The organism is Flavobacterium sp. KACC 22763, from assembly GCF_028736155.1.
Classification (GTDB): domain Bacteria; phylum Bacteroidota; class Bacteroidia; order Flavobacteriales; family Flavobacteriaceae; genus Flavobacterium.
Map to the genome: position 1 here is coordinate 3,855,177 of NZ_CP117879.1, position 22,892 is coordinate 3,878,068.

A 22,892-nucleotide genomic window follows, 5' to 3' on the forward strand; every position below is an offset into this window, starting at 1 on the left:
ACGATTTTTTCTTTGTAAAATTTTTACTAGAATTCAAAATCTGTGATAATTAGTGCAATCCGTGTTAAATATTTAAAATAAATTATGTCAAAATTATACATCGTTCCAACGCCAATTGGCAATCTTGAAGACATGACTTTTAGAGCCATTCGGGTTTTGAAAGAAGTCGATTTGATTTTGGCGGAAGATACACGCACAAGCGGAAAATTGTTGAAGCATTTTGAAATTGGCACGCACATGCACAGCCATCATATGCACAACGAACACAAAACAACTGAAAACTTAATTGCTCGTTTGAAAGCTGGTGAAACTATCGCTTTAATTTCAGACGCAGGAACTCCAGCCATTTCAGATCCAGGATTTTTATTGACGAGAGCTTGTGTAGAAAATAAAATCGAAGTTGAATGTCTTCCTGGAGCAACAGCTTTTGTCCCAGCATTGGTAAACAGTGGACTCCCAAATGATAAATTTGTTTTTGAAGGTTTCCTGCCTGATAAAAAAGGACGTCAGACTCGTTTTTTGACTTTAGCCGAAGAAACCCGAACGATGATTTTATACGTTTCTCCGCATAAACTCGTTAAGACTCTAGCCGAATTTGTACAATATTTTGGAGAAGACAGACAAGTTTGCGTTTCGAGAGAATTATCAAAATTACATGAAGAAAATGTACGCGGAACCGCAAAAGAAGTTCTGACACATTTCGAAAAAACAGCACCACGCGGCGAAATCGTCGTTGTCGTTGCTGGAAAAACTATAACAAAAGAGCCTAAGAAAAGCAAGTTTTCTAAGGATGAAGAAGAATAAATAATTATTTCAGCCACAGATTAAAAAGATTAACACAGATTAAAATAAGGTTGCCACGAATTTCACAAATTAGCACGAATTGAATTAGTGAAATTCGCGAAATTCGTGGCAAAAAAAATCCTTTTTAATCTCTTTAATCTGTGGCAAAAAAACTAAATCATAATCATGAGCATTCAAGCCTTTTTAGAAAAAGTAAAACAAACTCCAACACAAATCACATTTCCTGAAACTATTGCAGTAATTGAAGAAAATTACAATTTTACACCAACTGCTTTTCAAAACGGAACACAACATAATGCAGCAGGCGAAAATTCAGGTTCTTGCAAATTGTTTTCTTTCGCGAAACTGCAAAACTTAAGTAAAGAAGAAACATTAGCGTGTTTTGGAGCTTTTTATTTTGAAGAAGTTTTAGGAGATCCAAACGGAACAAACCACCAAAACATTAGAAATTTCATCAACTCAGGTTGGGACGGAATTCAGTTTGAAGGAAATGCTTTAGAAGCGAAGTAATATTTTAGATTTTAGAGTGTAGATTTTAGATTTCTGAAATCTACACTCTAAAAATCAAGCTATAAAACTTTATCAAAGTTGAAACAGAATATTTTTGCCACAGATTTCACAGATTAAAAAGATTAAAAATTGAGAATTAAAAATCTGCTAGATCTGCAAAATCTGCGTGAGAAAATTAAACACATAGAAACATAGATTTTTATTTGTGAATAAAAGAAATTAAAAAGAAACTAGTTTCTAACACATAGAGCTATGTGAATTTATGCAAGTGAAACGCCTTTTTTAAGTTTCCAATAAACTATGTTTCTATGTGTTAAAAAAAAATTACCAATCAGATTAAACGATTTCCGTCCCGATAGCTATCGGGACTAAAATCAATAATCTAAAATCTAATATCAATCCATGCGTTGGACATTGAAACCAAAACCTTCTGAAGATAAAATCAAGCATCTGGCGCAAGCCTTAAATGTAGAAGATTTTGTAGCAACATTACTTATTCAACGCGGCATTGAAACTTTTGACGAAGCCAAACATTTTTTCCGCCCATCTTTAGAACATTTGCATGATCCGTATTTAATGAAAGATATGGACAAAGCTGTTGCTAGAATTGAATTGGCAATTGAAAATCAAGAAAACATTCTAGTTTTCGGCGATTATGATGTAGACGGGACAACGGCGGTTTCTTTAGTTTCTTCATATTTAAAATCTCACTATCCTCATGTTGCCACTTACATTCCGGATCGTTACGACGAAGGTTATGGCATTTCGTATAAAGGAATTGATTATGCAGACGACAACGGAATTTCTTTAATTATAGCTCTCGACTGCGGTATCAAATCGATTGATCATATCGCTTACGCGAAAGCTAAAAAAATCGATTTTATTGTTTGTGATCACCACCGTCCCGGAGAATTTCTTCCAGATGCGGTTGCTGTTTTAGACCCAAAAAGAGGAGACTGCTCCTACCCTTATGATGAATTGTGCGGTTGCGGAGTTGGTTTTAAACTGATTCAGGCTTTGGGACAAAACCGAAATGAAACGATTGAAGATTTAGTTCCGTATCTGGATTTGGTTGCTACTGCAATTGCTGCTGATATTGTTCCGATAACGGGAGAAAATCGTGTTTTGGCTTACTTTGGATTGAAGGTGATCAATAGCGAACCAAGACCCGGAATTAAAGCTTTAACGCATCAAGTAAAAAAGAAAGTTCTAGATATTACTGACGTTGTTTTTATCATTTCACCAAGAATTAATGCTGCAGGACGAATCAAACACGGAAATCATGCCGTAGAATTATTGACCGAATTTAATTTTGAACAAGCACAGCAATTCGCTTCAGAAATTGAACAATACAACGCCGACCGAAAAGATTTAGATAAAAAAATCACCAAAGAAGCTTTTCAGCAAATTATAGAAAATAACGAAGAAGAACGTTTTTCAACCGTTGTTTTTCAGGAAGACTGGCACAAAGGCGTGATCGGAATTGTAGCTTCAAGATTGATTGAGACCTATTATCGCCCAACTTTAGTTTTCACTAAAAGTGGTGACAAATATGCGGCCTCTGCCCGATCTGTAAAAGGATTTGATGTTTATAATGCATTAGACGCCTGCGCCGAACATTTGGAACAATTTGGAGGCCACATGTACGCTGCAGGAATGACTTTAAAAGCAGAAAATTATCAGACCTTTAAAGACGCTTTTGAGAAACAAGTTTCTGAAACGATCTTACCCGAAATGCTTACTCCAGAAATTGAGATCGATGCCGAAATCAATTTCTCTGATATAACACCTAAATTAATTCGAATTTTAAAACAATTTGAACCTTTCGGCCCACAAAATATGACGCCTGTATTTATGACTGAAAATGCGATTGATACAGGTTATGCAAAAACTTTGGGTGCAGAAGAAGAGCATTTAAGGCTTTTTGCCAAACAAAACAACTCCGACGGAATCGCAGCAATAGGTTTTGGCTTAGGAAAAAAATTAAATATTGTAAAAAATCAAAATCCGTTTCAATTGGCATATTGCATTGCCGAAAATGAATGGAACGGCACAATTTCAACTCAGCTTATGCTGAAAGACATTAGAACAGATGGAAGAAATTAAATCCAATAAACCTGATCCGTATCAGGCACTTCGTTATAGAGAATTCAACGTATTTTTATTATTGCGTTTTGCGATGGTTTTTGCCTGGTCAATGCAATTTATTGTAATCGAATGGGAAGTTTACAGTTTAACTAAAAACCCGCTTTCGCTAGGAATTATTGGTTTAATGGAAGTAATTCCTGCCGTCGGAATGGCTTTGTTTGCAGGACATATTGTAGACCAAAGAGAAAAGAAAGGATTATTGGTAAAATGTATTTTAGGATTTTCAGTAATCAGTTTTGGGCTATTTTTGCTGACTTGGCCTAAAGTAGTAGGCGGTTGGTCTTCAAATGTAATCTTGTATTCCATTTACGCTTTAGTATTTTTTGGAGGATTGGTTCGTGCTTTTATGGGACCAACTATTTTCTCGCTTTTATCCTTAATTATTCCTAAAAAAGTATACCCAAATGCGGCAACTTGGAGCAGTTCGGTTTGGCAGATTGGAGCCGTTATGGGACCAGCATTAGCAGGATTCTCAATCAACTGGATTGGCGTTCACTGGTCAATGTGTCTCGTTTTCGGATTCTCGATTCTTTCCTTAATTGCTTTATCGCAAATTAGTGCAAAACCAATTATAAATCCGAAAATTGGCGAATCAATTAAAGATAGTCTTACTGAAGGTCTAACTTTTGTATTTAAAAACAAAATTGTTTTAGGTGCATTATCACTTGATATGATTGCGGTTCTTTTTGGAGGCGCCGTGGCGTTACTACCGGTTTTTGCTCAAGATATTTTAAAAGTAGGGTCTGAAGGTTTCGGAATTTTAAGAGCGGCTCCTGCTGTGGGTGCTTTTATTACAATGATTGTTTCGGCTTATGTACCTTTATACAAAAATGCAGGAAAGAAACTTTTAATTGCCATCTTTGTTTTCGGATTATCGATCATTCTATTTGGTCTTTCTACTTATTTCTGGCTTTCTGTTTTCGCCTTATTTTTAAGCGGATTGGCTGATGGAATTTCAGTAGTGATACGTCAGACAATTTTACAGCTTAAAACTCCAGACCACATGCGCGGACGAGTTGGTGCTGTAAATTCAATTTTTGTTGGATCTTCTAATGAATTAGGTGCTTTTGAAAGTGGTGCGACTGCCAAAATGATGGGCGCTGTAACATCGGTTGTTTTTGGAGGAAGTGTTACACTCTTAACTGTAATTTTCACTGCATTAAAATCGCCAACATTTAGAAACTTAGATTTAAAGAGAGATATGGATGAACATCATAAATTAGAATAGGTGAAATCATTTTTTCTTTCTTTTTTTCTCGTGTTTTCCTTTTTCGCCAAAGGGCAAAATCTCTACATCAAAACTTACGGAAATGAAAAGAACAAACCCATAATTTTCATTCACGGAGGACCAAGTGGCAATGCAACCTTATTTGAAGGAACAACGGCTCAAAAACTAGCCGATCAAGGCTTTTATGTTATAGCTTACGACCGAAGAGGCGAAGGAAGATCTGCAGATCCAAATGCTAAATTCACTTATGAAGAAGCTTTTCAGGATTTGAATTCCCTTTATAAAAAATATAATTTAAAGAAAGCTATTATTCTAGGCCATAGTTTTGGCGGCTTGGTGGCGACACTTTATACAAATAAATATCCGCAAAATGTAAGCACTTTGGTTTTGGCTGGCGCTTTATTTTCTCAACAGGAAACTTACGATCACATTTTAAATACGCTGAAGAAAAAGTACAGCAACGATTCTGAACAATTAAAAAAAATCAGCATTGTTGAGAACCTAAATAAAAATTCAGCCGAATATAGAAAAGGATGTTATGAACTTGCTGGAGAAAATGGCTTTTTTAAAATGCCAAATCCAACTGTAGATTCTAAAAAACTATATGCCGATTATGAAGCTGGTGAATTTTATAAAACTAATATTCGAAACAAAAATGCACCACTTCTTTTTTATCAAAACGAAAAGCAAAATAATATCGATACTCGTCCAATTTTAAAGAAAATCAAAACCGCTGGAGCTCCCATTTATGGAATTTACGGAAAAGATGATGGCATTTTTTCATTAGACCAAATCAATTCTCTAAAGGAAATAACTGGAGAAAAACACTTTACTTTGCTTGATAACTGCTCGCATTATTTATTTGTTGACCAACAGGCAGCATTTATTTCTAAGCTAAAAAATTGGCTAAAATAATCTTATTATGAGATAAAATTTCATAAAAAAAACAAAATCACGAACACTTTATAAACAGCTAAAAATCAAATAGCAATATTGGTTTTTAGCTTTTTTTTATGCTTTTCTTAGTCAAGTATTAATACAAAGAGTATGTATCTTTGTAGCCTAAAAAAATTGCCATGAAAGACATCGAGCAGATATACCGAAACGATTTTGGAATTTCATTTTATTGGAAAGAAGGCAACGAAATTATATCAGATAAAATCCAGTTGCTTTTTAAACAAATGGGATTTTATTTTTCAGTTGAGGAATTAAATGAATTTCACAATTTAATTGAAGACTGCGTAACCGACCACAATGATTATGATGCACGTGGAGTAAAACGCGCCTTCGATAAATTTTTATTGAAAACTCCTTATGTTGCTATAGATTTAGAAATATCACCAGTGGAATTAGATTCTATAAAAGACTTGGTTGATGGTTCATTATTTCGACTTCACCTTAATGAATATATATACGGTTCGGGTATGAACTAAAGCGTACTCAAAAAAAATCTTTTTCAAACTTTTATGATTTTTTTATTTAGAATTAATATAAATAATATTTATATTTGTTGAAATAAAAGGATTTAAGATGAGAGAAATTGAGCAGATATATCATAACAACTTTGGAATAGCTTTTTACTGGAAAGATCACAACACTACGATTTCAGATAAAGTGCAATTGGTTTTTAAAGAAACTGGTTTTTATTTTACCGTTCAGGAATTAAATCATTTTTGCGATTTAATTGAAGACAGCATGATAGAAAATGCTTGTTGCAAAGCATGTGAATTGAAATATTCCTGTCATAAATTTTTATTGAAAACACCTTGCAATTCTATAGATCTGGCTGTAAACATGACCGAATTAAAATCGATTAAAGATTTGGTTGAAGGTTCTTTATTTAAAATTGAACTGGATGAATATGTTTATGGAGTTGGCATGAATTAAGAAGCATTCTAAATATTTTAACAGCATTTTTTCATTATTGAAATATATTTTGATTCAATTCAAAAAAAAGTATATTTACAGCAATGAAAAAAGCTGCATTTCTACTTACCTTATCACTTCTGGCAATTCTCTTTGCTAGTTGCAACAACAAATCAGAGGAATATATTGATCCGCGTGGGACTGATTATGCGGGTTCAGAAAGTTGTATACAATGCCATAAAGTACAATCTGACATGGCATTCAAAAGTTCGCATTTTAAAGCAACCGCTCCAGCAATTTTAGGAAATGTTTCTGGTGACTTTGATTCTAAAAATCATACTTTCATTTATGACAAAGAGACCAAATTGGTCATGGAAAAACGTGGAGATAGTTTGTATCAAGTCGTTTACAAAAATGGTAAAGAAACAGCCAAATACAAATTTGAAATTGTTTTTGGAACCAAGCACGCTCAAACTTCTGTTTACTGGAAAGATAATAATACATACGAATTGCCAGTTTCTTTTTATCACTCCATAAACAATTGGGCAACAAGTCCAGGTTTTCCTGCCGACAAGCCTTATTTTGATCGAATGGTGGTTAAAGATTGCTATTCTTGCCATGCCTCAAATGCTAGCAGCCGAAGCGTGAATCAAAATTCTGAACAAAGAAATATGATGTCTATGGATGTTGAAGATATCATTAGAAAAGAAACAATTGTTTACGGAATTGATTGCGAACGCTGCCACGGTCCCGCAAAAAAACACGTTGAGTTTCATTTAAAAAATCCAAATGTCAAAATTGCCAATAGCATTACAAGTTTTAAAACTCTAAATAGACAGCAAAAATTGGATGCTTGCGCTTTATGTCACGCAGGAAATGATGGTATGAAATTAAAATCTCGTTTTGAGTTTAAACCTGGAAATAATTTATCAGAATTCTTTCGTGAGACCAAAAGTATTACCGATACAGCAAATTTTGATGTTCACGGCAATCAATATCGATTGATGGCTCAGAGCAAATGTTTTATAAAAAGCGATAAAATGGATTGTATTACCTGCCATAATCCACATGAAAATGCTTCCAAAAACATGGCTTCCTATTCTAAAATCTGTATGAGCTGCCATCAAGGTTTAAAGCACAAAGAAAGCACTTTAAAAACAATGCCAGAGAAATTATTGACCAGTAATTGCGTAGAATGCCATATGCCGAAAAAAGCATCCGGAGCAATTAAATTTCAGCTTTCAAACAGCAAACAGCTTTCAGAATATATTCTGCGAACGCATAAAATTGGAATTTACCCAACAAGCGCAAAATGAAAATTTTGTTTTATTTTTTTTGACAAAGGACTTCGAATTAAGTTCAACAATAATATTTGCCCTTTTCGAATTTCGACTTTCGACTTTCGACTTTTTGACTAAACTATTTTTCGAATTTTTTAAGCTCGAATTTTTCGCCGTCAAAAACACCGTAAGTAAAATATCCAATCCAATCGCCAAGATTTACATATTCGGAATTTTCGCCAACTGGAATAATCATTGGCAAATGGCGGTGTCCGAAGATAAAATAGTTATAATGTTTGGTTTCTAGTTTTCGTTTGGCATATAAAACAAGCCATTCATTTTCTTCACCTAAAAACTTCACATCTTCATCGCCAGAAATCAGTTTATTTTTGACCGATAAATATTGAGCTAAACTTACGCCGACATCGGGATGTAACCAACGGAAAAGCCATTTTGAAAACGGATTTGTAAATACCTTTTTCATTCGCTTGTAGCCTTTATCACCAGGACCTTTTCCGTCTCCGTGACCAATTAGAAAGGTTTTTCCATTAAAAGTAAATTCTTTGTTATCGTGATAAACCGGAATATTCAATTCGGTTTCAAAATAATCATTCATCCACAAATCATGATTTCCGACAAAAAAATAAACTGGAATTCCGCTGTCACGAATTTCGGCCAACTTACCTAAAATTCGAACAAAACCTTTCGGAACAACCGTTTTATATTCAAACCAAAAATCAAATAAATCTCCCAATAAAAAAATTGCTTCGGCATCTTCCTTAACCTCATCAAGCCACGCCACGAATTTCTTTTCACGCGGTAAACTCAATTCTGGAGTTGGCGCACCAAAATGCTGATCTGAAGCAAAATATATTTTTTTCATGAGAGAAGTTAGAAGTTTTTTGTTAGGAGTTATGAGGAATAAATTAATAGCTAGAAGTTATACGTTTCGACGTCTAACTTTTAACGTTTAACTTATAACCTTTTACTGATTATCAGATGCGTACCATTCTGCAAAAGACGATTCTGTTTCTTGAAGTTTTAATGAGAAAAGAGAAATTCCTTCTGGCAGACGACTTTTAATTCTTTCAGCAAAATCAACCACCATATTTTCGCTTGTTGGCTGATAATCTACTAAGATAACGTGATGTCCGCGGTTTTTCAATTCATTTGCCAATTCGATATGCGGAGTTGTCTGATTAAAAACAGTAGCATGATCAAATTGATCGACGATTTCTTCTTTTACAATTTTCTTTAGATCAGAGAAGTCAATCACCATTCCGAACTTTACATTCGATCGGTCAGTAATTGGCGAACCAATAACCGTTACCGATAATTTATAACTGTGTCCGTGAACGTTCTTGCATTTTCCGTCGTAACCGTACAAAGCGTGACCGGTTTCGAAACTAAATTGTTTTGTAATTCTGATATTACTCATCGATTTTTAATTTTAAGCTTGCAAATTTACAAATTAATTGCCGTTTTTAGCTCTTTTTTTAGCTCTAAGATACATCCACAAAGCAATTCCGCCCAAAACTAGAAACGGAATAAAAGATCCAATGACAACCCCAATTTGATAACCGCTATCTGGAGCATCTTTAATTTTCTCTGCAATATCAACTTTTTGGAATAAGGAAATGAATTTCATTTTAAAAAATGTTTTTAATCCTGCAAGGTTTTCAAAACCTTGTAGGTATTTACGAAATATTCTATTCTATCAATCAAACCTACAAGGTTTTGAAAACCTTGCAGGATCTCGCTTAAATTATTTTTTAAACTGCAGCAAAGCATTTTTAGTAAAATCAGACAAAACAAGTTTGCCTGTAATCGCTGCACGTTCAAAAAGGAGCGATTCCCAAATTTCTGTTCCTTCCCAAATAATCTTTTTCATTTCGTAAAGCGCTTCAGGATTATAAGAACTTAGTTTTTGAGCAAAACTTTCAACTTCAGCATCCAGATTTTCTGCTTCACATAAAACCGAAAAAAGCCCTTTTTCAAAAGCCCAATCTGCCGATTTCCATTCGTGAGCAGCTAAAGTCATTTCAGTCATAGCTGTTTTTCCTATTTTACGGGAAACCGCTGGTTCAATGACAAAAGGACCAATTCCGATAGCTAATTCAGATAATTTTATATCACTTCGAGAAGTTGCAAAAACATAATCGCAAGCCGAAATAATTCCGACACCGCCTCCAACTGCTTTTCCTTGAACACGTCCAATTATAATTTTATTGCAATTTCGCATGGCATTCAGCAAATGTGCAAAACCCGAAAAGAATTCTACACCTTGTTCTTCATTTTCAACTTTCAAAAGTTCATCAAAAGAAGCTCCCGAACAAAACGTTTTTTCTCCCTCGCTTTTTAAAATAATGACCGAAACATCTTCATTTCGACTTAAAGAATTAATTTCAGCTGTAAGTCTATTTAACAATTCACGTGGAAAAGAATTACTTGCAGGATGACCAAATTGCACAGTCGCAATCGTATTTTGAAAAGAAGTTTCTAAGCTTCCATTTGTATTTTCTAGGCTCATAAAAATTACATTTAAAGGTAAAGTTACGCTTTTGAAAATAATTCATCCGAAACTTCTGGAAATTTGTTTTTTGAGAATTAATTGACTTTATTTGTTAAGACTTTGGGGGATTAGCTCATTTGGCTAGAGCGCTACGCTGGCAGCGTAGAGGCGACCGGTTCGAATCCGGTATTCTCCACTAAAAACCGTATTACTTACTTGTGATACGGTTTTTTAATTTTAACAATACCCTAAACTATTACTATTAAGACTTATATAGGCATTACAACAAAATTTTCCATCTGACTTTTGCAGAAAAACACAAAGATGATGAAAAAGTTATTAGTCTTATTATGTATGGTTTTTATGTATTCATGTACATCTGATGAGCAAGATTCTTCAAATGGAAATAGTAAAAATGGTAGAGTTAATCCACCGTCATGGATTCAAGGGACATGGAGTGATGCAAAAGGCAAAACCATTCAATTCACAAAAAATGATCTCATTATTGACCCAAACGGTAATCCTTATTCGGCAAAAGGAGAAATTGCCTACTATATAATTAAAGATGAAGACCCAGAAATTGTTGAATCAGCAACTGAAACAACTTACAATTTACAATTTAAAGACTCTGCTTCTTCTAAAAAGAATTTCAAGTTTACCAAAATTTCAGATACAGAAATAGAATCAACAGGTAATTCTAAAGGAACTTACACTAAAAAATAAAGTTTATTTCAAAATAGTACATGATAAAAAAACCGTTTTTACTTAATAGTTAAAAACGGTTTTCGTTATTTCTTTATTTCTCATTTGCAGCATCATCTGCATCAACTCTCTTTTTTTCAGCTTTTTTAAAATCGTTATTTAACATTTTTTCCAATTTCTTTTTTTCTCGCTGATTTTTTCTGATTGTTAGCACAACAAGAATAATTACCAATATTGCTACAATCGCTATTATGTTCCAATTGACATCCATAATTAAAATTTTTAATTAAAGGTAAACAATCAAAAATATCTATCATGTTATCAAAGAGTTAAGTATTAATATTCGTTTTAAAATTTATTTAGATAAAAATGAAAATAGAAAACACAGATACCTGCATATTTATATTAGTTGATAAAACTCTAAGCCCTCCAGAACTTTCTAAACTAAGAGAACTTAGTAAAGAAAACAAACTCTCAATTCAATTTACTGTACAGCAAACATACGAGATCTGGAAAAAGATTAATGAAATTATTAAAATATATAATTCTTCTCTACAATTAAGCCTTACAAGTAATGGAAATTGGGGTCAGTGGAAGAACCTATCATTTTTAGAACATTTACCCGATTTACAACAAATAACAATTAAAGAATGGCATATAGAAGATTTGAGTCCTTTGACGAATTTGATTCATTTAAAAAAAATTTTGATTTACAATGAATTTAAATCTAAAAAAGCAACTTTAAAACCTCTTAGAAGTTTAAAAAACATCGAAGATTTTGCCTCATCTCATATTGATGACATTGAAACAATATCGTGCTTCAAAAAATTAAAAAAGCTATCTTTAGATTCTGTTAAGAATAGTAATTTGGATTTTTTATCCAATAACTCTAACTTAGAAACTGTTTGGCTAAGAGGTACTGACCGTATTATAAATTTTTCGGGATTATCACATCTACCAAATCTTGAAAAAGCTTATTTTATAAGAAACTATAAATGTCCAAATTTAAATTTTATATCAGACCTAGTAAATTTAAAATATCTTCATATTTCAGACTTTAATCAAATAACACAAATTCCTTCTCTAAAATTTCTAACAAGACTTATTGACTTTTCTATTTCAAATTGCAAACAATTAAAAGATTATTCAAATTTAATTGAAGCAAAAAGCTTAGAAAATCTTTTTTGTGGCACATCAAAAGAAGTACTACCTGAACAATTTGAATTTTTAAAGTTTAATACTGAACTAAAAAAGTTAATTGTACTTTTTAATACTACAAAAAAGAATAATGAATTTGAAACATTAAAGACAACATTTTTCATGGCAACAAATAATTAAACTATACTAAATATTAGTTTCAAAAAAACTGAATAAAAATAAACTCTAACTGAACAAAAAAGTTGCATTCTATAATTTGAAAGATATTTCTTCAAAACTGTTTTCTACTTTTGTATGATACAAAATTCAAAACACTATATTTTTATTAGTTTATCAAACGTTTCAAAATGAATCAAAGCTTAAAAAACAAAATATTATCATTCATAAAAAAAACACTTATAATTGCAACTATACTTTTCATTTTTACTTTCTTAGAAATCTATTGGGCAATGGGAAGCTTTTCTGAAAGAATGTCGAGTGGCTGTTTAGATTGTTCTTTTTTTGATGATGCTTATTTAATGTCAGTATTCTCAACCGTTTTCCTGACGATTGTTTTTTTACTCTTTACACTCCTAAAAAACAAATATTTACAAATCGGACTTGAATTCATCTGCTTAATTTTTGTTTGGTTTTTATGGGATTATGGCATTTTTGTTGATCGCGAATCTGCATGGAGTACTTATCTTCTAAATGAAGAAATTATGTACACGCTTTCATTTTCCTTCTTCCCTATTCTAGTTTTATCAACTGTTATGCTAGTTGCTTTACATTATATCTTAAGAAAATTATGAGTCAAAATAAAAAAATAATATTGCGAGTTTATTTCATTATCTGCATACTTTTTGTATTGGACTGCCTTTTATATTACTTTAAAGAAATTAGTCTTCGCGGTTATTATAGTGATGTAATTTTATCATGGCTTTGGCTGATAAGTAATTTTGTAATTATAATTACCTTTTGGAAAAACCTAATGGCAAAACTTTTTTTGGCAGCAATAACAATAACATTTGCAATAAGCATTATGGCCATGATGATGCCTTTTTTCGCCTTATTGCTTTCAAGTACATCATTGGGTTTGTACCAAAACAAAGATTTGAATGAAAAATACAGAGCGCAAATAGTGGGCTACAGCGCGATGGGTCGTCCATGGCTGGAAGTAATTGAAAAGAAAGGATTATTTGAAAAAAGAATTATAAAATGTACTGATTCTCAGCTTATGGATGATAATTTGGATATCAAAATCAGGACGGCAAAAGATATTCTTTTTAAAAGTGAAACTGATAGCACACTGACGTTGACACTCTTTTACGGCGGACCGAACAAAACCATTACTTTCAATAAAAAGACAGGAAATATTATCGCAATAAAAAAATTGTAAAATATAATCTCTGTTAAACTTCTATTCATACCAAATGGTATAAAAACACCTTTTTACTTTGTAAGAAAAAAGACAAAACAGCTTTTAAAAGTTATCAATTCCTTAAACTTTTGACTTTCAAATTCGACCAAATTAAAGTACTTTCGTACATAACGAAACCCAAAATCAAACTTAAATAATGACAACAAAATCGTTCTTTTTATCAACCACTTTTTTAATCCTATTATCTGCCTGCAATAAAAAAGAAAACACCACAACAGCTACACTTCCTGAAGTAACAGAACACGCAGAAACTAAAACCGATACTCTTCAAACTGAAGAAGCTTCAAAGAAAGAAAGCATTTATCTATTTAATGTTATTCCAAAAGACAGCAGTGATGTTGCTTTTGTTTCTCTTTCGGACATTTATCCTGTTAACGACGAAAAAGATACGCTCGTTTTGCCCAACATAGAAAAAATAGGAAAATATGATGCGCAATATTTTACATTCGATAAAAGCTATAGAAAAAGATTTTTGTCTAAAACCAATATCTCTGAAACCGATTCATTATTTGTTTACGATTATGCAAAAAACAAACTGATTACTTTTGCCGTAAAAAATCTGAAAACTGCTGCAATGTTAAACGGATATTCTTCGGAAGAAGATTGGCCTTATCATAATTATGATTTTATGATTGGGTTCGAAATCAATAAAAAATATTTAAACGGCTTCAGTGAATATTACAGAGACGCTTTGGTCTATGTAGGCAAAGAAAATCCGTTTTCAAAAGAACGTATGAAACCAATTTCATGGAAAAAAATCGCAAAAAAGGATTATCCGTCAAAACCAATGAAAAATGACGATCGTGCTTTGCTAAAGAACACAGTAACAGGCAATACGTATTTTTACAAAACAGATAGTTATGAGTATTTTTTACAAGACTACCTGGACAGCAATAAAACAATTTATGGCAGACGCCTTTTGGTCGTTGATTCTAAAACCAAAGATGTTATAATCGAAAAACTTTTCAGCCAAAGCGAAGGCACATCTCCTTCTCCTTTAAATTATGAAAATGGAGAGAATTCTATTGACCAATGGACAGGAAAACTTTTTAAAAATAAACCCGAAGTTGTTTTTGGTTTCGAATATGTTTCTTTTGGCTGTCCGAGTATTTCGGTAATCGACAAATCAAATGAAGAAATTAATATTCAATGCGACAATCGACATTAAGACCAATCTTCGAAATTTAAAAAATTTTGAAGAGAAAATAAGCCTTTCAATTTATTATAACAAAAAAGCCGTTTCTGTTTTCCGGAAATGGCTTTTTTGTTACAAAATTGATCAATATTTTCAATCAGAGTACTAAAAATGTGAATTGATGTACCGCTAGAACGATAAAAGTCAAGAAATATATTGGTATCAATGAGTATTTTCATTTATTATTCTTTTCATTCAATCAGAAAAAATAAGCAATTTCTTTTAAAAATATCATTTGTTTTTATTCCTATCAATAAGTAAAAAAACTGATGCCAAAAGCAAACTTACTAAAAGAATAAGTATTCTAATTGATACAAGTTTTATATCTGTATAACCTCTAAAATATCTAATTTGAAAGGCATTAGTACTAATAAATTGCACCATACAATAAATAAAAAAAATTGCAAAAATTAAGGATAATATTTTATATATAAATCGACTCATACTCCCAGATATGGTTATTATTTAAGCAAAAACCCCATTCTAATAGACCCATAAAAATATCCCGAATTAGTATCAATTCCAGGATCATTCAATTCTCTTCCTCGATAAAGGAAAGAATACGATATGTTGAAGTTATTGTGTCGGTATTTTAAACCAGCTTCGGCATTGAAACGAAGCGGTTCTAAATCGAAAGTAACTGGACTTGTATCATTAAACATGCTTCCTTCGATTGTGGCATCGTAAAACTGATAATTGACACTTGGAGCCGCGTAGAAATAAAATTCTCTAATGTCTGGTTGAGCTTGTGCACTTACAGAAGCATTATACATATTAGAATCGTAAATTGGAAGGAGTTTTTTAAATCCAAATCTTGCCATAAATCCTGTTGAAACTCCAGAAAAAATAGTTCCAAGATTTCCTTCTGACTGCCAATGAAGATCTACAAAATCATTGTGCTTTGAAGGAAACATTTTTTTAGAGTAAATAGCATGCGCCTGGACACCTAAAGCATTATGCAACTGGTTTTCCCAACCGTAAACTTTTTTATAGCCTATAATTTTATGAAAACCAACCTGAGTTTCTTCTCCCAAAGCATTTGGTCCCATAAAACCCAATTGAAAATCGGTTTTTAGAACTGACTCACTTTCGTAAAAAAAACTTTTACCAACTTCTGCAAAAAGATAAGCTGTAAAAGGACGATCATTTACAATAACGGCTTCTTTGTTTAAAAATCGAGGGTTGTAAATATATTGCCCGATACGAAATTCGGTAATTTTTTTATTGATTTTTGGATTATCGTTTTTTGATAAAAACCTGCAAAAAAGTTCCAAACCATTGGTATAATACATATCGTACTTAGACGATGTGTATAAATCATTATCTGATATAAAACCAATTTCTGTTGTTTTTCCTTGTCCAAAAGTTAACGTTGCGGTCAATATCAGAAAAGCAAAAAGCAGTTTTTTACTTTTTCTTTTCTTCTTTTCCATTATAATTGATTTTTCCAACGTAACGCATCTCGCGTACAATTCGTTCTTTTCTTCTGTTAATATAACTTGAAGAACCTGTAGCTTTAAATTTTCTAGGGTTCGGTAATATCGCAGCAATTCCAGCGGCCTGCATTGGCGTTAAACTCGAAGCATCTCTACGATACCAATGTTCTGTTGCCGCGTAAGCACCATAAACTCCGTCTCCCATTTCGATACTGTTCAGATACACTTCCATGATGCGCTCTTTACCCCAGATAATTTCAATTAAAACGGTAAAATACGCCTCAAGCCCTTTACGGAAATAGCTTTTCCCTTGCCATAAAAAGACATTTTTGGCTGTTTGCTGCGAGATTGTACTTCCGCCACGAATTCTGCGTCCGCGTTCATTACTTTTATATGCTTTTTGAAGTGCTTTAAAATCGAAACCATTATGCGTAAGGAAAGTTCCGTCTTCACTTGCGATTACAGCTTTTTGCAAATTCATTGAGATTTTATCAATCGGTTCCCAATCGTGGTCAAAATAAACTTCTTTTCCAGCCATTTTATTTTCGATGGCACGAATAAGCATTAATGGCGTAAACGGTACAGGAACATATTTAAAAAATATAACCGACCCGATTGAGATTCCAAAAAACCATAAAGCCGCTTTGATAAAAAACCATTTTATTTTTTCTCCAAAAGAACGATTCGATTTTTTTGAAGACGAAGTCTTCGGTTTTGGTTTGTTTGTAGTTGTTTTTGGTGCCGGTTTTTTGGTTGCTGCCATTATATTAAATCTGCTAATTCTGTTCCTATTAAACTTCCTATCGCTACGCCCATTCCGCCTAAACGCACTCCGCAGAACACATTTTCGGAAAGCTGAGTTACGACAGGATTCTTACTATTTCCGATTCCCATGATACCGCTCCATCGGTGCGCAATCTGAAAATCCTGATTTGGTAAAATTACATTTTTCAGTAAATCTTCCAATCTATTTTGAATAATTTTCGTCTGTCCAAATTCAGTAGTTGTTTCTCCTTCAAAATCAAGATTTCTTCCTCCGCCTAACAAAATACGTTCATTTATATTTCTAAAATAATAATAACCACGATCTAAATGAAACGTTCCTTTGATGTCTAAATTGTGAATTGGCTCTGTAATAAGCACTTGCGCTCTTGCAGGTTTTACAGCTCCTTTTGTTAGTTCGCTCGCAAAACCGTTTGTTGCAAAAAGTAGTTTTTGTGTTTTAAAACTAAAATCATTTAAAACTACTTCAACATGATTTCCTGCGTCGGCATACGATTTTACGGTTTGCTGATTTAAGATTAAAATATCTGCCGAAACAGCTTGCTTCAATAATTCCTGCATCATGTTTCCAGTATCGATTTGTCCTTCAAACGGATTAAAAATTAAATAGTCCTGAATATTTTGAAATCCAAATCGGTCTACTTCTTTCGAAAAAACATCGGCTTTAAAAAGCGGTTTTAAAACTTCATTAATAAATGGAATTTTAGAAATGCATTCATTAAATCCAAATTCGTCTTCTTTTAAAAACAATTCATATCCACCATGCGGTTTAAAATCGATTGCCTGATCTCCCAATCTTTTTCGAAGTAATTGTAAACCTTTCCAGCGTTTTTCGATGAGTGCCACAACATCTTCTTCTGAATGCGTTTTTAAGTCATCCATAATTTCAGACAGACTTCCGAAACAAGCAAAACCAGCATTTTTGGTACTTGCACCTTGTGGCAACATTCCACGTTCGAGAACCAGAATTTTAGCCGCAGGAAATCTTTCGCGTAAGCGTAATGCAGTATGAAGACCAACAATTCCGCTGCCCACAATTGTGTAATCTACATTCGTAAACCAATTTTTAAGTTCCCAGTAGCTTAGTTCCATTTTCAGAGTTTTTTATAAAAATAATGATTTTTTTGAACCATATAAGTAATTAAAGTTCATTTAAAATCTTTGTCAAGCTGAGCGAAGTCGAAGCCTCTCAACGATGCGCCCTTCGACTTCGCTCAGGGTGACAGTAATAAACTTTAACAAAATTTGGGATTTGGAATTTAACAACTTGGATTTTAAATGTTGTATTTTTAGCGTCACAAAAAATAGAATATTTAATTATGAAAAAACTAGTATTAACAACCTTAATAATGATGAGTTTAAATGCTATCGGACAGAATGTAATGTCCCCAGAATTGTTATGGAAATTAGGAAGAGTGACACCTCTTGGCATTTCTAAAGATGCGAAAAATGTCGTTTTTAAAGTTTCAACGCCTTCTGTGGCCGATAACAAATCGACTTCTAAAATCTACACGATTCCTGTAAACGGAGGAACTGCAACCGAAATTAAAGACATTAAAGAAATTTTGGCTGATAAAAACATTTCGCCTGACGGAAAATTTGTCGTTTACAATGAAGAAGTAAAAATTGATAAAGTTTTAGGTAAAGATTTCTACCCAAGTCTAACAAAATCTGATGCTCAAATTTATGATGGTTTAGATTATCGTCACTGGGATACTTGGAACGAAGGAAAATTTAATCACGTTTTTTATAAAGAAAACAAAGACGGCGCAAAAGGAATTGACATCTTGAAAGGTGAAACTTTCGATTCTCCACAAAAACCTTTTGGTGGTGACGAAGATTATATCTGGTCGCCAGACAGCAAAAGCATTTTTTACGTTTGCAAGAAAAAAGCAGGAACTGCTTATGCTATTTCTACCAACACAGATATTTATGAGTACAATTTAGAAACTCAAAAAACAACTAATAAAACCGAAGGTAATTTAGGTTACGATACAGCGCCACAATTTTCTCCGACAGGAAATTTAACTTGGCTGCAAATGAAACGTGACGGTTACGAGTCGGACAAAAATGATATTATTGTTGAGTTTAAAGGAATCAAAACTAACTTAACAGCAAACTGGGACGGAACTGTAGATAATTTTATCTGGAGTAAAGACGGAAGAACAGTATTTTTTGTAGCACCTATTGACGGAACAAAACAACTTTTCTCGGTTAATTTTCCTGGTTTAACTAAAATTGCAATCAACGTACGTCAATTGACAAACGGAGATTTTGATGTGAATGATTTAGTTGGTTTTTCTGGAGATGATATTATCGTTACCAGAACAGACATGAATCATGCTGGTGAAATTTTTTCTTTCAATTTGAAGAAAAACACTTGGAAACAATTATCAAACATCAATACAGAAACGTACAAAACTTTAGCTTTAAGCAAAACAGAAAAACGTTATGTTACTACAACTGATGGCAAAAAAATGTTGGTTTGGGTAATCTTGCCTCCAAATTTTGATGCTTCTAAAAAATATCCAACTTTATTATTCTGCCAAGGCGGACCACAAAGTGCATTGACACAATCGTACTCTTTCCGTTGGAATTTCTCTTTAATGGCTGCTAAAGGTTACGTAGTTGTGGCGCCAAACCGTCGCGGAATGCCAGGACACGGTGTTGAATGGAATGAACAAATCAGTAAAGATTGGGGTGGACAAGTTATGGACGATTACCTTTCTGCAATTGATGATGTTGCAAAAGAAAGCTATGTTGACAAAAGCCGTTTAGGATGCGTTGGCGCTAGTTACGGAGGATATTCTGTATTTTATTTAGCTGGAATTCACAAGAACCGTTTCAAAACTTTTATCGCTCATGATGGTGTTTTCAATACCGTTTCTATGTTAGGAACTACTGAAGAAGTTTTCTTTAACAACTGGGATTTTGGCGGACCATATTGGGAAAAAGATAATGCGGTAGCGCAAAAAGCATATACAACTTTTAATCCTGCAACTTTGGTTCAAAACTGGAATAAGCCAATTTTGATTTTCCAAGGAGGAAAAGATTTCCGCGTGCCAATCGGACAAGGACAAGAAGCTTTCCAAGCTGCTCAGTTAAGAGGAATCAAAAGTCGTTTTGTGTATTTCCCAGACGAAAATCACTGGGTTTTAAAACCACAGAACGCTCAAGTTTGGCAAGGTGAATTCTTCAAATGGTTAGATGAGACTTTGTAACAAATAAAAAACAATATTCACAGCCGTAGATTTACATAATCTACGGCTGTTTTTCTTTGTAGACCTTACAATTATGTAACATATTGGACAGTTTTACTCTTCGTAAAACAGATTTTTTTAGATAAATTGCAATGTTTTAATAATACCCAATTCCCTCAAATCTTTCAGCAAAATATGGAGACCAAAAGAAGTTACACCGCAATCAAAGTTTTATTCAGCTATGTTGCATTACTGGCTTTGGTTGTTACAGTTGGATGGTTTCTGTATTCTGAAAATGTAGTTTACAACAAACTGGAAGATAAAATTGCTTTAGAAAAAATCAAAATTCTGAGAGTCAGTCGACTTTATTCGAATGTATATAAAACTGAGAGTTTAGCCAGACAGACAATTCAGAATAATTCGGAGAAAGATTTCAAAAACTATTTAATTGAAACCGATTCGCTTCGCAAAAGAATTGACACTTTAAAACAGATTGTTACTACAGAATACCAAAAAAAACTTTTGGATAGTGTTACCTATTTCTTAGCTGAAAAGACAGAAAACATCAAGCAGTTAAGAGAAATAAAAAACAAAGCTGATGACGAAACTTCCGTAAATAATGCGATTGACGAAATCACTAAAATGGAGTTTAATCTTAGAAAACTTGAACTTCAGGATTTCACCAAAAATCCAAATCAGTTAGGAAGCTATCAGCGAAGTGTCTTGCAGCGTTATGTTGATTATTTAAATTCAAATATTCCTGATGACAGCACCAATACGCTGAGCAAAAAAGCTTCAGATTCTATTTTGGCAAATTCTAAAAAGCTTCTGAGTTCTGTAAAAATAAAAGCTGAAAAAAAGAAAGAATCTTTGAATTTTGAAGAAAACAAACTGCTTCAAAATGAAATTGCGATTTCGGATCAGCTTAGAAAAATACTTCGAATTATTGAAAGAGAAATCATTATCAATTCGATAAAAAACAATTCATTAAAAGAAAAATCATTAAAAAGAGTCAATGAAATTGTGACGGCTTCTGCTGTTATTGGTTTATTGCTGACGGTCTTTTTCTCGATTCTAATTGTCAGCGATTATTCAAAATCTCAATTGTACAAGAAACAGCTTGAAATTGCCAATTTCAAAACCAAAAATCTGCTCAAAAGCCGAGAACAATTAATTTCAACCGTAAGCCACGATTTGAAAACACCTTTGAGTACCATTGTTGGCTATTCTGAACTTTTGGGCAATTCAGATGTTAATACCAAGCAATCGTATTTCGTTAAAAACATTAAAAATTCATCTGAATATATTACGCAACTCGTTCAGGATTTATTAGATTTTTCGCAGATCGAAGCCGGAAAAATTTCTATAGAAAAAGTTCCATTTTCATTACCCGAAATCATTGAAGACGTTGCCCGAAATATTCAAACGGTTTACAAACAAAAAGATATTGATCTCATTATAAATGTAGACGAACAGTTTCATCAACGTATTGTTGGAGATCCTTTTCGCTTGAAACAGATTCTAACCAACATTATCGGAAATGCTTATAAATTTACCGAAGAAGGTCATATTCGAATTGCCGCTTACGCGAATGACGACCAATTTTTTACCATTTCGATTCAAGATACAGGAATTGGAATTGAAAAAGCGAATCAGAAATTGGTTTTCGAAGAATTTGCACAGGCAAATGAAGGCATCGAAAAGAAATACGGCGGAACCGGCTTGGGATTATCAATCTGTCAAAAGATTATTTCTATTTTGGGCGGAAGTTTAAGCTTAGAAAGTATTTTTGGAAAAGGAAGCACCTTTATTATTCAGCTGCCACTATTATTTGATAGTAGCCAAGGAAATATGTCTTTAAACGGAATCAAAGACAAACCATCAAAAAACACTAAAAAACAAACTTTTATTGTTGTTGATGACGACATCAATCTTTTGAATCTAACAAGTGGTGTTTTAAAACAGGAACAGCATCAGGTATTTTCGTTTACAAATCCGGCGAAAGCTTTAGAAACAATCAAAAGTACACCTTTCGATTTTGTCATTACTGATATCCAAATGCCAGAAATTGACGGTTTTCAATTTTTAGAAAAACTTCGTGAACTTCCAGAAACGGTCTTTAAAAATCAGCCTGTAATTGCACTTACTGGCCGCACAGATCTAGATCTTTCAGTTTATAAGAATGCTGGTTTTACAACAGTTATAAAGAAACCTTATTCTCCAAAAATTCTATTGGAAACGATTCAGCATATTTTGGATCATGAAGAAGTTCTGGTAGCCGAATCTACAGAAACTGTCAATAAAAGCAGTTCTCAATTGTATTCTTTAGAAACTTTAAAAGATTTCTTAGGACAAGACGAATCTGCCTTGAAAGAAGTTTTAAAATCTTTTATAGACACTACTATAGAAAATATCGAGGTTTTAAAAACTGCTGTTAAAGAGCAAAATCACGACGAAATAAAATCTATTGCACATCGTATTGCTCCCATGTTCAAACAAATTCAGTCGAACGAAATTGGTGAACTTTTAAAAGATCTGGAAAAAGAAGATTTAAACACAATTGATCTAAAAACTACATTTTCAGATTTAGAAGGAAAAATAAAAATTCTTTTTAAGGAATTGAAGCAAGAAATTTAAAATACCGCTTTCT

Annotated in this window: 23 protein-coding genes and 1 tRNA gene; 16 read left to right on the forward strand and 8 right to left on the reverse strand. The window is 33.0% G+C overall.

The annotated features are described in order from the left end of the window. Positions 1–84: 84 nt before the first annotated feature. From rsmI to PQ463_RS16140, 8 genes are all read left to right on the forward strand, one after another. On the forward strand, positions 85–804 hold the full coding sequence (gene rsmI, locus PQ463_RS16105) for a 16S rRNA (cytidine(1402)-2'-O)-methyltransferase (protein ID WP_274254535.1): 720 nt from the start codon (positions 85–87) through the stop codon (positions 802–804). 165 nt (positions 805–969) lie between these two features. Then, positions 970–1,314 (forward strand): HopJ type III effector protein, encoded by a 345-nt coding sequence (locus tag PQ463_RS16110; RefSeq protein WP_274254536.1) that lies wholly within the window; start codon positions 970–972, stop codon positions 1,312–1,314. Positions 1,315–1,716: 402 nt separating this feature from the next. After that, on the forward strand, positions 1,717–3,420 hold the full coding sequence (gene recJ / locus PQ463_RS16115) for a single-stranded-DNA-specific exonuclease RecJ (RefSeq protein WP_274254537.1): 1,704 nt from the start codon (positions 1,717–1,719) through the stop codon (positions 3,418–3,420). Then, complete coding sequence (locus PQ463_RS16120; RefSeq protein ID WP_274254538.1) at positions 3,407–4,690, forward strand: MFS transporter; 1,284 nt, start codon at positions 3,407–3,409, stop codon at positions 4,688–4,690. The genes recJ and PQ463_RS16120 overlap by 14 nt, the downstream gene beginning before the upstream one ends. Further along, entirely contained in the window at positions 4,691–5,605 is a 915-nt protein-coding gene (locus PQ463_RS16125; RefSeq protein WP_274254539.1) for an alpha/beta fold hydrolase, read from the forward strand. A 161-nt stretch (positions 5,606–5,766) separates the two neighbouring features. After that, positions 5,767–6,123, forward strand: a complete 357-nt coding sequence (locus tag PQ463_RS16130) for a hypothetical protein (RefSeq protein WP_274254540.1) — start codon at positions 5,767–5,769, stop codon at positions 6,121–6,123. 97 nt (positions 6,124–6,220) lie between these two features. Then, positions 6,221–6,577, forward strand: a complete 357-nt coding sequence (locus PQ463_RS16135) for a hypothetical protein (RefSeq protein ID WP_274254541.1) — start codon at positions 6,221–6,223, stop codon at positions 6,575–6,577. An 83-nt stretch (positions 6,578–6,660) separates the two neighbouring features. After that, positions 6,661–7,872 (forward strand): cytochrome c3 family protein, encoded by a 1,212-nt coding sequence (locus PQ463_RS16140; RefSeq protein ID WP_274254542.1) that lies wholly within the window; start codon positions 6,661–6,663, stop codon positions 7,870–7,872. A 103-nt stretch (positions 7,873–7,975) separates the two neighbouring features. On the opposite strand, the gene PQ463_RS16145 is transcribed toward PQ463_RS16140, so the two are convergent. The 4 genes from PQ463_RS16145 to PQ463_RS16160 all read right to left on the reverse strand — a co-directional run bounded on the left by PQ463_RS16145 (position 7,976) and on the right by PQ463_RS16160 (position 10,366). Beyond that, positions 7,976–8,719, reverse strand: coding sequence for a UDP-2,3-diacylglucosamine diphosphatase (locus tag PQ463_RS16145; protein WP_201999536.1), 744 nt, complete (start codon positions 8,717–8,719; stop codon positions 7,976–7,978). A gap of 102 nt (positions 8,720–8,821) precedes the next feature. Then, on the reverse strand, positions 8,822–9,274 hold the full coding sequence (locus PQ463_RS16150) for a 6-pyruvoyl trahydropterin synthase family protein (protein ID WP_274254543.1): 453 nt from the start codon (positions 9,272–9,274) through the stop codon (positions 8,822–8,824). Positions 9,275–9,307: 33 nt separating this feature from the next. Continuing rightward, positions 9,308–9,484: a hypothetical protein gene (locus PQ463_RS16155; protein WP_274254544.1), complete on the reverse strand. Its 177-nt coding sequence runs from the start codon at positions 9,482–9,484 to the stop codon at positions 9,308–9,310. A gap of 117 nt (positions 9,485–9,601) precedes the next feature. Then, positions 9,602–10,366 carry an enoyl-CoA hydratase/isomerase family protein gene (locus tag PQ463_RS16160; protein ID WP_274254545.1) on the reverse strand — a complete coding sequence of 255 codons (765 nt, stop codon included), beginning with the start codon at positions 10,364–10,366 and terminating at the stop codon, positions 9,602–9,604. 104 nt (positions 10,367–10,470) lie between these two features. On the opposite strand from PQ463_RS16160, the gene PQ463_RS16165 reads away from it, so the two are divergent. Then, positions 10,471–10,544: transfer RNA gene (locus PQ463_RS16165), tRNA-Ala, on the forward strand. A 128-nt stretch (positions 10,545–10,672) separates the two neighbouring features. Further along, entirely contained in the window at positions 10,673–11,071 is a 399-nt protein-coding gene (locus PQ463_RS16170; protein WP_274254546.1) for a hypothetical protein, read from the forward strand. A gap of 73 nt (positions 11,072–11,144) precedes the next feature. Here PQ463_RS16170 and PQ463_RS16175 read toward each other — a convergent pair whose 3' ends face one another. Then, a complete protein-coding gene (locus tag PQ463_RS16175; protein WP_274254547.1) occupies positions 11,145–11,321 on the reverse strand; it encodes a hypothetical protein in 177 nt (58 codons plus the stop codon). Positions 11,322–11,419: 98 nt separating this feature from the next. Here PQ463_RS16175 and PQ463_RS16180 point away from each other — a divergent pair, with 98 nt between their 5' ends. The 4 genes from PQ463_RS16180 to PQ463_RS16195 all read left to right on the forward strand — a co-directional run bounded on the left by PQ463_RS16180 (position 11,420) and on the right by PQ463_RS16195 (position 14,796). Further along, positions 11,420–12,388: a leucine-rich repeat domain-containing protein gene (locus PQ463_RS16180; protein ID WP_274254548.1), complete on the forward strand. Its 969-nt coding sequence runs from the start codon at positions 11,420–11,422 to the stop codon at positions 12,386–12,388. Between the two features lie 167 nt (positions 12,389–12,555). Beyond that, positions 12,556–12,999, forward strand: coding sequence for a hypothetical protein (locus PQ463_RS16185; protein ID WP_274254549.1), 444 nt, complete (start codon positions 12,556–12,558; stop codon positions 12,997–12,999). Then, positions 12,996–13,586 (forward strand): hypothetical protein, encoded by a 591-nt coding sequence (locus tag PQ463_RS16190; protein ID WP_274254550.1) that lies wholly within the window; start codon positions 12,996–12,998, stop codon positions 13,584–13,586. The genes PQ463_RS16185 and PQ463_RS16190 overlap by 4 nt, the downstream gene beginning before the upstream one ends. Before the next feature lie 178 nt (positions 13,587–13,764). Beyond that, a complete protein-coding gene (locus PQ463_RS16195; RefSeq protein ID WP_274254551.1) occupies positions 13,765–14,796 on the forward strand; it encodes an oxidoreductase in 1,032 nt (343 codons plus the stop codon). Between the two features lie 488 nt (positions 14,797–15,284). On the opposite strand, the gene PQ463_RS16200 is transcribed toward PQ463_RS16195, so the two are convergent. Genes PQ463_RS16200 through PQ463_RS16210 form a run of 3 tightly spaced genes read right to left on the reverse strand, consistent with a single transcriptional unit; the run spans position 15,285 to position 18,134 of the window. After that, positions 15,285–16,256 (reverse strand): lipid A deacylase LpxR family protein, encoded by a 972-nt coding sequence (locus tag PQ463_RS16200; protein ID WP_274254552.1) that lies wholly within the window; start codon positions 16,254–16,256, stop codon positions 15,285–15,287. Next, positions 16,231–17,022 carry a monofunctional biosynthetic peptidoglycan transglycosylase gene (mtgA, locus tag PQ463_RS16205; RefSeq protein WP_274254553.1) on the reverse strand — a complete coding sequence of 264 codons (792 nt, stop codon included), beginning with the start codon at positions 17,020–17,022 and terminating at the stop codon, positions 16,231–16,233. The genes PQ463_RS16200 and mtgA overlap by 26 nt, the downstream gene beginning before the upstream one ends. Next, positions 17,022–18,134 carry an NAD(P)/FAD-dependent oxidoreductase gene (locus PQ463_RS16210; RefSeq protein WP_274254554.1) on the reverse strand — a complete coding sequence of 371 codons (1,113 nt, stop codon included), beginning with the start codon at positions 18,132–18,134 and terminating at the stop codon, positions 17,022–17,024. The genes mtgA and PQ463_RS16210 overlap by 1 nt, the downstream gene beginning before the upstream one ends. Before the next feature lie 227 nt (positions 18,135–18,361). On the opposite strand from PQ463_RS16210, the gene PQ463_RS16215 reads away from it, so the two are divergent. After that, positions 18,362–20,263, forward strand: coding sequence for a S9 family peptidase (locus PQ463_RS16215; RefSeq protein ID WP_274254555.1), 1,902 nt, complete (start codon positions 18,362–18,364; stop codon positions 20,261–20,263). Positions 20,264–20,437: 174 nt separating this feature from the next. Next, positions 20,438–22,879, forward strand: coding sequence for a hybrid sensor histidine kinase/response regulator (locus PQ463_RS16220; protein WP_274254556.1), 2,442 nt, complete (start codon positions 20,438–20,440; stop codon positions 22,877–22,879). Positions 22,880–22,892 lie beyond the last annotated feature (13 nt).